The following is an 11,263-nucleotide window of genomic DNA, read 5'->3' as shown; positions in this document are numbered from 1 at the left end:
CCCTAATACTAAAGAAAAATTGTTGCTGAGTGGTAAGAATTATCAAAAGCTTATCTCTTTTTATAAAGAGCAGTTAGTTAAAAAAGAAGATAAAGATACCCGTATAAAATTGATCGAAGCGTATGTTGAGTTAGGGGGTTTTAACTCAGCTATATTTTATCTAGAACCACTATTAAAACGTCAGGAAATTGAATATAAAGTAAATTTACTAGCGGGTAAATCGTATTTAAATATTGGTGAGATAGATAGAGCGTTAGAGTATTTAGGTAAAGCCAATCAGCAGCAACCCACTAGTGCTGAAGTTTTAAATTTATTAGGGATTAGTGATTGCTATAAAGGTAATTTTTATACGGCAAAACAAAGATTTTCTCAAGCTCGAATTTATATGGATGATGATTTAACGGTAAAAAATAATTTAGCATTAGTAGCCATTTTTCAACAACATTACTTTACCGCTAAAGATTTACTTGAGTCTTTATATTACACCGGAGCCCAAAATGATCGTCGAGTAAGAGCAAATCTGGCGATTGTATATGCAAAATTAGGTAATCGACGTGCATTTTCTGAATTAGCGAAGGGATTGACTGACGAGCAACAAAATCAAGTTTTTGCTCGGTTAAAAAATATGGAAGTCGCTGACGTGAAGGGGGTAGTTTTGGGTGAGCATCATGAGAAAAGCAGTAAATAGTCCCATGTTACACCGCTTTGGGCGTCGTAAGCAGAAGGGCAGTGCGACGATAGAATTTGCTATTGGTTTCTTTTTCTTCTGGTTGATGTGTGCGTTTTGGATTCAAGTAAGCATGTTGTCTTATATATCTGGGATTGGCGACTTAGCTATTGCTCAGGCCTCTTTACACAGTAAACGCTTGGCTAATTCAACAGAGTTCCTTGCTGATTTTCAGAGAGTTCTAGCTGATAACGATAGTCTTTGGTCTTACGTCGTTCAGCAAGACAATTTTCGCTATAGCATTCGATATTTAAATAGTTTTGATGAGCTTTCTGCATTGACGGATAAATGTGAGCCAGACACTGATAGTGATGCCATAGGTATTGAATGTGGCTCGTCAGAAGGGGCAGCAATTGCGGTTTATCGTATTGATTACAATGCACCGAAAATTTATGACTATTTTATCGACACCGAAACTATGTTTTCCCGAGAAACCATTGTTATACAGGAATATCAGCGTGATCAATTCTCCCTCGATTAAGCATAAAGGCTCGTTCACCGTTGAATTCGCAATTGTCGGTGTATTCTTTGCACTGTTATTGGTGTTTAGCGGTGATCTCGTCATCAAATTGAGTATGAAGGGAAAACTTGAAAGATTATCGTATTCGATGGTGAGTGTATTAAAAGAACGCACTCAGCTATTTGATGAAGATACTTTTGATATAACTAATACTCAAGCGACTGATATTTATAATGTTGCTGCAAATTCTATGCAACGCACCATGGGTAAGTTTGAAGCGGAGAAGTTTGGCGTCGATTTAAAAGTAAGGCAGCGTTCTAATTACGGATTAGGAAATAGCACGATTGCGGTAACAGATTGGAATAGTGCTGATGCGTTGGGAATTGGTATCAGCTGCAATGGGCATGAACCCGATCGTGAGCTAATTTTTCAAACCTCGTGGGGGCGTTCAGCCACTTTGTACGAAGTGACATTATGTTATAGCACGCCAAACTGGTTCGGTCAGTTGGTTGATGAGCAGTATCTAAGCGTATCTGCTAATGCAATAACATTGGGGCGGTAATCATGATAAAGCAACGAAATAATATCAAATCGTTAAAGTACCGTCGTCAGTCTGGACATGCAGCGATGTTGTTCGTCATGATTATTCCCATCTTATTAGGTGTTTTTGTGTTGGGAATGGATGGTGCCCGAGCATTGCAAAATAAGGCTCGTCTCGATGAGGCAACGGAAGTCATTGCTTTGGCTATGTCTGGTCAAAATACTACAACGGAAGCGTCTAGAAATGAAATAGTACAAAATTATATTGGCTATTTTTTCCCTCAGGCAACGCTTGATGAGGTGACGACACAAGTGATTGCTTGTGATGATAACCCCAACTGTGACTTATCATCGTTAGCCTCAGAGCAATTTTTTGAATACGATATTCAACTACGAATTACTGAACCGTCTTGGTTCCCAAATAAAGGGATCAGCAATGGGTTTGGTGAGTCTTATGATGTTGCTAGTTCGTCTTCAGTGAGAAAATATAACTCAAAATCTGTGGATGTGATTCTTGTTTCTGACTTTTCAGGATCGATGGCGGATTCCGTGAGTTCGGGGCGTGATGCAAAATATGTTGAGCTTCAAGATATTATCAGCACTGTATCCTCTACGTTACAAGAGTATAACGATAACACGGGAACTAATAGTCAAATAGCGTATGTAGGGTTTGACGGTTTTGTTTTTCCTGGTACGAGTTATTCCTATCAAAGTTGTAACCGTTGGTACTGTACGACTAATCAAGCTTACTATGCGTATTCCTACTTAATGTGTAATAGCGACACAACCAAGAATGGTTATACCCAAGTGAAAGAAAGTGGCTGGTGTTATAACGATGCTTCTAGTGTGGACTATACGTTGACGATTAATAGTGTATTTGATGAGTCTGCTCATGTTGAAACGGGGGCGACCACATCAATGACTTTTTATACGTTACCGCTCACCAATGATTTCTCAACATTTGTAAGCACAATCAATAACTTTTCACCTGCTGGGATTACCGCGTTTTATTCGGGGTTGATTCGTGGTGCTCAGGTAGCAGCTGATGGCGATAACTCCCGTCGTTTGATCATTATTCTTTCGGATGGGATGAACAGTTACTCGGATATCACCAATAACTTAGTCGATAATGGGCTGTGTTCCTTTATTACGGAAGGACTTAATGCGATGACAACATCAGAAGATGAAGATGTTAAATCGCGTCTTTTCGCCATTGGATTCGGCTATACGATTTCTAACTACCCAGAAATGAAAAACTGTGTAGGTGAGCAAAACGTTTTTGATGCAACAGACAAAGATTCGATCAAAAACAAAATTTTAGAATTAGTTGCTGATGAGATGGGGCGTTTAGCGCCAACCCAGCTTACTCCGGCCGATGAATAACAAGGTAATCTTTATGAAAAAAATTGCTATTTTGGTCAGTCTAATGTTGACGTCATTTACATTAAACGCTGAACCTTTATCTATGTATTCTTATTTATGTAATAAAGATGGGAATCAACTTGGATATCAACTTAGTGTCGGGCAGGCAAAGAAGTTAGTAATGTATCCAGGCAATCAAGTGCAGAGTCGCACGGTTAATATATCTCGAGATCATGAATGGCTATTAACGCATGTTAATCCTGATGAAGTTTCTCCTGCGTGCTTAAGCTATTTTCTCAGTCAGGGATACTGGCGCTCGGGTAAGAGCATTGCCCGTTTTCATTTTGCTTTTAACAGTACTCAAATGAGCAACGACGATAAACAGATTTTCGCTCAAGTGGCGAAAGCATTATCTAACACGCCCAATGTTTCTGTTGTCGGCCATACGGATGCGATTGGTTCTAATGGATATAATCAAACGTTGGGCTCAAAGCGAGCACAAGCTATGACTCAAAAATTGGTGAATGAAGGGGAAAACGTCATGGTGACATCAAGTAGCCGTGGTGAGATGCAGCCTATTATTACCAATACAACAGATTCAGGACGAGCGCTTAATCGGCGGGTAGAAATTATCTTTGATGATATTGCTCGCTAGAGATTCATTTATTCAAAAAAGCCGCAGTTGGTTATCAACTGCGGCTTTTTTATATCGTGTATAGGCAATAAGTGATTATTTCATCGCTTTATACATGGTATTAACGTTATGTTCGAAGGCAGCAACGTAAGTTGGTGCTTCACCTTTAGCATCAGTTAGCGCTTCAGGGTAAAGTTCACCCCCTGATTTAGCACCTGTTGCAGATGCGATTTGTTTCACTAAGCGTGGGTCAGTTTGGTTTTCGATAAAGTAAGTGTGGATGCCTTCTTTTTTGATTTGGTTAATCAATTTACCAACACCAGAGGCACTTGCTTCAGATTCAGTTGAAAAACCAACTGGAGCTAAGAACTTAACATTATATTCTTGACCGAAGTAACCGAAAGCGTCATGGCTAGTTAGAACTTTACGTTTTTCCTCTGGGATAGAAGCCATTTTTTCTTTTGCCCAAACATCAAGTTTTTCAAGCTGTTGAATGTACGCTTCACCGTGTTTTTTGAAGTATTTGGCATCAGCTGGGTCGGCTTTGATTAACGCATTCATAACGTTACGTGCGTATACTTCGCCATTTTTAGCGCTGTTCCAAGCGTGTGGGTCAGTGATTTTTTCACCGTCTTCAACCATTGAACGAGTTTTGATGCCGTTTGATGCCGTAACGATATCACCCTTAAAGCCAGATGATTTAACCAGGCGATCCATCCAGCCTTCAAGGCCAAGACCACTTACAAATACCACGTCTGCTTTGTTGATTAGCACGCTGTCTTTTGGTGATGGTTCGAATGTATGTGGGTCGCCATTGGGTTGAACAAGAGATTTCACTTCAACGTGTTCGCCACCAACATTTTTAACGATGTCTGCGAGCACAGAAAAACTTGCCACAGAATGTACAGTGTTTGCCATGACTGATGGGCTAAGAGCGACTGCAACAGATAGCGCTGCTGTGTGCCAAAGTTTCATTACTATATCCTTAATATCAATTAGTTAAAGTTTCTGATGATTTATTGTAAATGGGCATGATCCCTTTTTCCCGACCAAAGAAGATCGACAGCAAGAAGAGAATGGTCGCTGTGAGAACAATGGCAGGACCTGCTGGGATAGATTGATACCAAGACCAAGCCAAACCGAGGAAAGAGCTCATCGCTCCGACACAAGCGGCAATAACTAAAGTACTGGGTAAATGATTGGTCCAGCAACGGGCTGCAATCGCCGGTAACATCATCAAACCTACCGTCATGAGCGTACCTAAGATTTGGAAACCAGCGACTAAGTTCATCACAACAAGTGCCATAAACATGGCGTGAACCAAGGTCGGAAAACGTTTTGAACGTGCTTGAAAAAAGGAAGCGTTAAAAGATTCAAACACGATAGCGCGGTAGAATACCGCCAGCATAATCACTGTGATACTTGCAATCACACCGATAAAAATTAGCGAATCATTACTCACCGCGAGTAACGAGCCAAACAGTAAGTGCAACAAATCAACACCGCTACTGCGTAGTGACACTAATGTAACACCTAATGCTAGCGAGCCTAGATATAGGCCTGCAAATGTTGAGTCTTCGTGAAGTTTGGTTGCTTTGCTTATCCAACTCGAACTCATGGCAACTAGAAGGCCAGCGATAAAGCCGCCTAGTCCCATGGCGAATAAAGACATGCCTGCACATAGATAGCCGATAGCCACTCCGGGTAAAACGGCATGGGAAAGGGCATCCCCGATGAGACTCATCCGGCGCAAAATAAGAAATACACCGAGTGGAGTCAAACTTACTGATAGGGCAAGGCACGCTACAAGCGAGCGACGCATGAAGCCAAATTGCATAAAGGCGTCAAATATATGATATGTCATGTGAATACGTTCCTAGCCGAAATTTAAGGCCATTTTCATTGGCGAATCATACAAACTGCAGCTGGCAAGCACTTGCTTTGTTTCGCCCCAGTGGACGCATTGTTGATTAATCAACAACGTTTGCGGAAAGTAAGCTTCAACGATGGTGGGATTATGCAAAACCGTTACGATGGTTTTACCTTGCTGATGCAACTGACAAATCAGTGACAGTAATGCCTCTTGTGTTTGGCTATCAATTCCGGCAAAAGGCTCATCCATAAACATGATGGCAGTGTCTTGCACTAAAAGACGTGCAAATAACATGCGTTGGAATTGTCCACCTGAAAGTTGAGACACCGTATAATTGGCTAGATTGGCAATACCAACTTGTTCCATAGCCGCATATATACGTTCAACGTCATTACGCTTAATACTGCGTAATATGCCGGTATTTGGCCAGCATCCCATAGCGACCACATCAAACACAGTAATCGGGAAACTACGGTCAATGTCGCTTTGTTGTGGTAGCCATGACAGGGCCATTTTGCGTGGTTGGCTAAATTCAATCTGCCCAGATAAAGCGGGCAGCAAACCACATAAGGTTTTTAATAAGGTTGATTTTCCTGCGCCATTTGCTCCCATGATGGCGGTTAAGCTGCCTTGAGCAAACGATCCAGAAATAGGGTGAGTAAGGCGTTCACCTTGATAACCCACAGTGACATTTTCTAACTTGATCATGGTAGTAGTACTGCCCAGTAGATCGCTAACCAAATACTAGCGAGTAATGCAAGTACAGTGGCTACACGAACGAGCCCTGAGCGGGTTAACCAAGAAGAATAAGTTGAGTATGAGTTTGTCACGGGAATGGGTTTCATCTTATCGATACATCATATGCCTGTTGTTATAATATAACATAACATCTCCTTACAATTTTTTGGAAGCATTATTAGTTTGATGCCCAAGCTAATCGGATATTAGTGAGAAATATTGGTTAAAAATCAGCCTATTTATTTCATCGTGATTGCGTTCTCATTGAGTCGGTGAGATGACCTTTGTCGTGATGCTCTACAAGAATGGAAATAATAATTATTATTTTTCAGTTACTTATGTTTATTCTTTGTTTTGGTTCAGCAAAGTTCACCGTATTTGCTGCTGAAAAAAAATAAAAAATGAGTTTTTCTACTTCCTGCAAAACGAATTAAACGTCTTCTGCTGCAAAGAGTATGTTGAAATGATTTGTATCCAAATGATTTGAAAATTTTCTCAGGTTATTTTCTCAATCATTGGTAGATATCGTGAACTGATTTACGACATAGAAATTCACAGGACATGCCATTTATGGTTCTAAGGAAGGAGATAGGAATGAGTATTCCACGCCCAAAATTTATTACGTTTGATTGCTACGGCACTTTGACCAATTTTCAAATGGCAGCGATGACGCGCGAGATTTTTAAAGATCGAATTTTGCCAGAGAAGATGGAAGCTTTTGTCAAAGACTTTGGTAGTTTTCGTCTTGATGAAGTACTCGGAGCATGGCAACCATACGACCAATTAATCAAAGCCGCATTAGAACGCACTTGTCGCCGTTGGGGCATCGCTTATAACGATGCTGAAGGTCAGATGTATTACGATGCCGTACCGTCATGGGGCCCACATGCGGATGTACCATCCGGCCTTGCTCGATTAGCAAAAGAATTCCCATTAGTCATTTATTCCAACGCCAGCGATAGTCAAATCATGAGTAACGTTGAACAATTGGGCGCGCCTTTCCACCGCGTGTTTACGGCTGAAGAAGCCAAACTGTATAAGCCACGTCTGGGCGCATTCGAATATATGCTCGATAACTTAGGCTGTAATCCTGAGGACGTTTTCCATGTGTCTTCAAGTTTTCGTTACGATTTGATGCCAGCCGATGATATTGGCATCGTTAATAAAGCCTTTATAGCTCGTGGCCATGAGCAACCTGGAGATAAAATTTATCGTTATCACCAAGTGCCTGATATCAATGGCTTAGCTGATTTACTCGGTGTGGATTAACTCTACAACTTTTGCTGTCGGACTCGTTAAGGATAAACGGGTTCGGCAAATAAACGGATTCATCATGTGGTCTGAAAAAGCGGGGTTAAAAATGATGGGCACCTATACCCATGCTGATTGCCCTTAGCGCTGAGAATAAGTTCAGGCTTAGAACTAGGAAAGGTACTTCTATCATGGATGATAAAAAAATTATTACAGGCCAGCATTGTATTGAGGAATATGAACAAATGACGCAGTCCGGTTGGACTCGACGTCGTATTCTGCAAGCGCTAGGCGTAACGGGATTGATGGCTGCGACATCGGGTTCGTTGTTAGGTTCGGTGAATGCTTTTGCTGATACAAACCCCGAGTCATCTGCGGCAAAAACGGGGGGTAAAATTCGCGTGGCGAGTTTGTCATCTTCTACTGCCGATACGCTTGACCCAGCCAAGGGGGCATTATCCACTGATTATACCCGTCACTACATGGTGTATAACGGATTAACTAAGTTCGACGAACATTTAGTTCCTCATCTCGAGTTAGCGCAGAACATCAGTAATAAAGGCGCAAAAACTTGGATTATTACTTTACGTAAAGATGTCACCTTTCATAATGGAAAATCTTTAGATGCCAAAGATGTCGTCTTTTCTTTAGAACGACATAAGGATCCTGCTACTGCCTCTAAAGTGATGGATTTAGCCAAACAGATGGTATCGATTAAAGCCACAGGGAGCCATGAAGTCACCATCGAACTGAACGTGCCTAATGCTGAATTGCCGTCTATTTTTGCCATTTCCCATATGCTGATTGTTCCAGCCGATACTCAAGACTTTAGTCAAGGCATTGGTACTGGACCATTTAAAGTCAAACATTTTGTTCCTGGCATGAGCACAGTAGTCGTGCGTAATGAAAACTACTGGAAACCCGGTTTACCTTATTTGGATGAAATCGAACTATTTGCCATTCCGGATGAGCCGTCTCGGGTAAATGCCTTACTAGCTGGCGAAGTTCATGTGATCAATGAGGTAAACCCCCGCTCTACACAGCGTATCGAAAAGAGTGAAAGTCATCACTATGTTAATGCACCATCGGGAAATTATACCGATTTGATTATTCGTCAGGATCTAGCTCCGGGAAATCGTCCCGGGTTTACCGAGGCGATGAAATTGTTGCTCGATCGTGAGCAGATAAAATCAACGATTTTCCAAGATTTTGCTGTGGTAGGTAACGATACGCCAATTGCACCAAGTGCTCGCTATTTTAATTCTGAACTTAAACAGACTGAATTTGATCCCGAAAAGGCGAAGTTTTTGTTTAAAAAAGCAGGCCTGTCTGGGGCGAAGATCCCTGTGGTCGCGTCTTCCGCCGCCACCAGTTCGGTCGATATCGCGGTGCTTTTGCAACAAATGGCACCACAGGCTGGGATTTCAGTTGATGTAAAAGTGAAACCCGCAGATGGTTATTGGTCTAATCATTGGATGAAGCACCCATTAAGTTTTGGCAATATTAACCCCCGTCCGAACGCTGATATCATTTTCTCCCAGTTCTTTGCCACCCATGCCGCATGGAATGAATCGCGTTGGCAAAACGGTGCTTTTGACAAGCTGTTAGTGGATGCACGTAAAGAAACCGATGACGCTAAGCGCAATACGATGTATGCCGAAATGCAGACCTTGGTTCACGATCATTGTGGTATCGGCATTCCGGTATTTATCAGCAACATTGATGGTGTTGATTCGCGCCTGAAAGGTTATGGAACGAATCCTCTAGGGGGCTTTATGGGGTACATGTTTGCCGAGAAAGTATGGCTAGATGCGTAATTTAGGGTAAGACCCTGCTGTGGTGCGCAAGGGGTGCGCACCTTAAATAGAAGGAGCTTGAAATGAATCAGATGCTAATAGGTTTAGTGACCAAGCGTGTACTTAGCGCGTTGCTGACGTTATTTCTGGTATCGATAGTGGTATTTGGCATTACCAATATTTTACCTGGTGATGCAGCCCAACAAATACTTGGCCAGTTTGCAATGCCTGAGCAGGTGGCAGCACTTCGCAAGTCTTTGGGGCTAGATGAACCCGCCATTACTCGTTATTTCCATTGGTTATTTAATGTTATCCAAGGCGATTTTGGACAATCGATGACCAACAATATGCCTGTCAGCCAACTGATGTCCGGGCGCTTAACTAATACTTTAATGTTAGCTGCCGCAACATCAACTGTATCGGTTCCGCTTGCTTTGGCTTTAGGCATCAGTGCTGCCATCTATCAAGGTGGGCGTGTCGATAAGGCATTGAATCTTGTCACGTTGGGATTGGTTGCCGTGCCGGAATTTCTGGTCGCGACTATCGCTGTATTGATTTTTGCCGTCAAACTACACTGGTTTTCCGCTCTTTCATACGGTGGCTCTGGCGATAGTTTTTTGTCCTTCCTGCGTTCTTACACGTTACCGGTGATGACCTTATGCTTTGTGATCACGGCGCAAATGGCGCGGATGACCCGAGCTGCGATGGTTGATGAATTATCCACCGATTATGTTGAAATGGCTCGTCTCAAAGGGTTATCAACGTTAAAAATTGCATTCTTTCATGCACTGCCAAATGCAGTCGGGCCGATTGTTAATGCGATCGCGCTGAGCTTGTCTTATTTATTCGGTGGCGTAGTCATTGTCGAAACCATTTTTAACTTTCCAGGTATTGCAGGGTTAATGGTCGACGCGGTGACCAACCGCGACATTGCGCTTGTTCAAGCATGTACCATGATTTTTTGTACGGGCTATTTAGCGTTAATTCTCATTGCGGACGTCTGCTCAATTATGTGTAACCCAAGATTGAGGAATCGAGTATGAATGTTCAGGTCATAGCTAAAGCACAATCACCATTGATGCGCATGAAACCATGGCTCAATATCAGTTCATTACTGTGTATGTTCTGGTTAGTAATTGCCATTATTGGCCCATGGGTTACCCCCTATGATGTGGGTAAAATAGTCTCTCATGATATTTTTGCGCCTATCAGCGCTCAGTTCCCATTAGGGACGGATTACCTTGGTCGAGACATGCTAAGCCGCATGTTAGTCGCTGCTCGCTATACTGTAGGCTTAGCCTTAGTTGCCTCAATTTGTGCTTCAGCAATCGGAACGTTAATCGCATTAATGGCGGTCATTTCTCCCAAAACTGTGGAAGTGGTTCTTTTACGTATTGTCGATGCGTTAATTTCAATTCCGAGCAAAATGTTGGCGTTAGTTATTGTCGCTGGTTTTGGTAGCTCCGCTCAATTACTGATCTTGACTGCCATCATTGGCTATGCGCCGGGCGCTTTTCGTATTGCTTACAGTTTGGCCTTAAATCAACATGAATTGGAATATGTGAAGGTGGCGATGATTCGCGGTGAAAGCAAGTTCTACATCGCGGTACGCGAAATTTTACCCAATATTTTGAATTCTGTACTGGCAGACTTTGGTTTGCGTTTTGTGTTTATCGTGTTGCTTCTTAGTGGCTTAAGCTTTTTGGGCTTAGGTATTCAACCACCGAATGCTGATCTTGGTTCATTGGTGCGTGAAAATATTGGCGGTTTAAGTCAAGGAGCGCCTGCACTGCTTGCCCCGGCTATTGCAATCGGTTTTTTAACCGTTGGGGTGAATTTGGTGATTGACCGTATTGCTCGTCAACGTAACCAACGCTAAGGA

At 42.3% G+C, this 11,263-nt stretch carries 12 protein-coding genes; 9 read left to right on the top strand and 3 right to left on the bottom strand.

Annotation, left to right across the window (positions count from 1 at the left end; translation table 11 throughout):
• The 5 genes from F9817_RS17490 to F9817_RS17470 form a co-directional block, all read left to right on the top strand.
• Positions 1-688 (top strand): tetratricopeptide repeat protein (locus F9817_RS17490; RefSeq protein ID WP_427916721.1); only part of this gene is annotated, 688 nt, incomplete at its 5' end.
• Positions 669-1,208, top strand: a complete 540-nt coding sequence (locus F9817_RS17485) for a TadE/TadG family type IV pilus assembly protein (protein WP_237476281.1) — start codon at positions 669-671, stop codon at positions 1,206-1,208. The genes F9817_RS17490 and F9817_RS17485, both read left to right, overlap by 20 nt.
• Positions 1,186-1,749: a tight adherence pilus pseudopilin TadF gene (tadF, locus tag F9817_RS17480; RefSeq protein WP_161157449.1), complete on the top strand. Its 564-nt coding sequence runs from the start codon at positions 1,186-1,188 to the stop codon at positions 1,747-1,749. Before F9817_RS17485 ends, tadF begins: the two co-directional genes overlap by 23 nt.
• Positions 1,750-1,751: 2 nt before the next feature.
• Positions 1,752-3,110 (top strand): TadE/TadG family type IV pilus assembly protein, encoded by a 1,359-nt coding sequence (locus F9817_RS17475; protein ID WP_161157448.1) that lies wholly within the window; start codon positions 1,752-1,754, stop codon positions 3,108-3,110.
• A gap of 13 nt (positions 3,111-3,123) precedes the next feature.
• Positions 3,124-3,744 carry an OmpA family protein gene (locus tag F9817_RS17470; protein WP_161157447.1) on the top strand — a complete coding sequence of 207 codons (621 nt, stop codon included), beginning with the start codon at positions 3,124-3,126 and terminating at the stop codon, positions 3,742-3,744.
• 75 nt (positions 3,745-3,819) lie between these two features.
• Here F9817_RS17470 and F9817_RS17465 read toward each other — a convergent pair whose 3' ends face one another.
• The 3 genes from F9817_RS17465 to F9817_RS17455 are packed head-to-tail and all read right to left on the bottom strand — an operon-like array spanning position 3,820 to position 6,304.
• Complete coding sequence (locus F9817_RS17465; protein ID WP_161157446.1) at positions 3,820-4,698, bottom strand: metal ABC transporter substrate-binding protein; 879 nt, start codon at positions 4,696-4,698, stop codon at positions 3,820-3,822.
• Positions 4,699-4,714: 16 nt separating this feature from the next.
• Entirely contained in the window at positions 4,715-5,587 is an 873-nt protein-coding gene (locus F9817_RS17460; RefSeq protein WP_161157445.1) for a metal ABC transporter permease, read from the bottom strand.
• Positions 5,588-5,599: 12 nt separating this feature from the next.
• On the bottom strand, positions 5,600-6,304 hold the full coding sequence (locus F9817_RS17455; protein ID WP_161157444.1) for a metal ABC transporter ATP-binding protein: 705 nt from the start codon (positions 6,302-6,304) through the stop codon (positions 5,600-5,602).
• 624 nt (positions 6,305-6,928) lie between these two features.
• On the opposite strand from F9817_RS17455, the gene F9817_RS17450 reads away from it, so the two are divergent.
• From F9817_RS17450 to F9817_RS17435, 4 genes are all read left to right on the top strand, one after another.
• Positions 6,929-7,603 (top strand): haloacid dehalogenase type II, encoded by a 675-nt coding sequence (locus tag F9817_RS17450; protein ID WP_161157443.1) that lies wholly within the window; start codon positions 6,929-6,931, stop codon positions 7,601-7,603.
• Between the two features lie 173 nt (positions 7,604-7,776).
• Positions 7,777-9,402 carry an ABC transporter substrate-binding protein gene (locus F9817_RS17445; RefSeq protein ID WP_161157442.1) on the top strand — a complete coding sequence of 542 codons (1,626 nt, stop codon included), beginning with the start codon at positions 7,777-7,779 and terminating at the stop codon, positions 9,400-9,402.
• Positions 9,403-9,464: 62 nt separating this feature from the next.
• The gene (locus F9817_RS17440; RefSeq protein ID WP_161157441.1) at positions 9,465-10,424 is read left to right on the top strand and encodes an ABC transporter permease; all 960 of its coding nucleotides are present in this window, start codon (positions 9,465-9,467) and stop codon (positions 10,422-10,424) included.
• A complete protein-coding gene (locus F9817_RS17435; RefSeq protein WP_161157440.1) occupies positions 10,421-11,260 on the top strand; it encodes an ABC transporter permease in 840 nt (279 codons plus the stop codon). The genes F9817_RS17440 and F9817_RS17435 overlap by 4 nt, the downstream gene beginning before the upstream one ends.
• The last annotated feature ends 3 nt before the right edge of the window (positions 11,261-11,263 follow it).

The organism is Vibrio eleionomae (assembly GCF_009874545.1).
Lineage (GTDB): Bacteria > Pseudomonadota > Gammaproteobacteria > Enterobacterales > Vibrionaceae > Vibrio > Vibrio nitrifigilis.
Note: the sequence above shows the minus strand (reverse complement) of the source record. Positions and strands in the feature narration are given on the sequence as shown.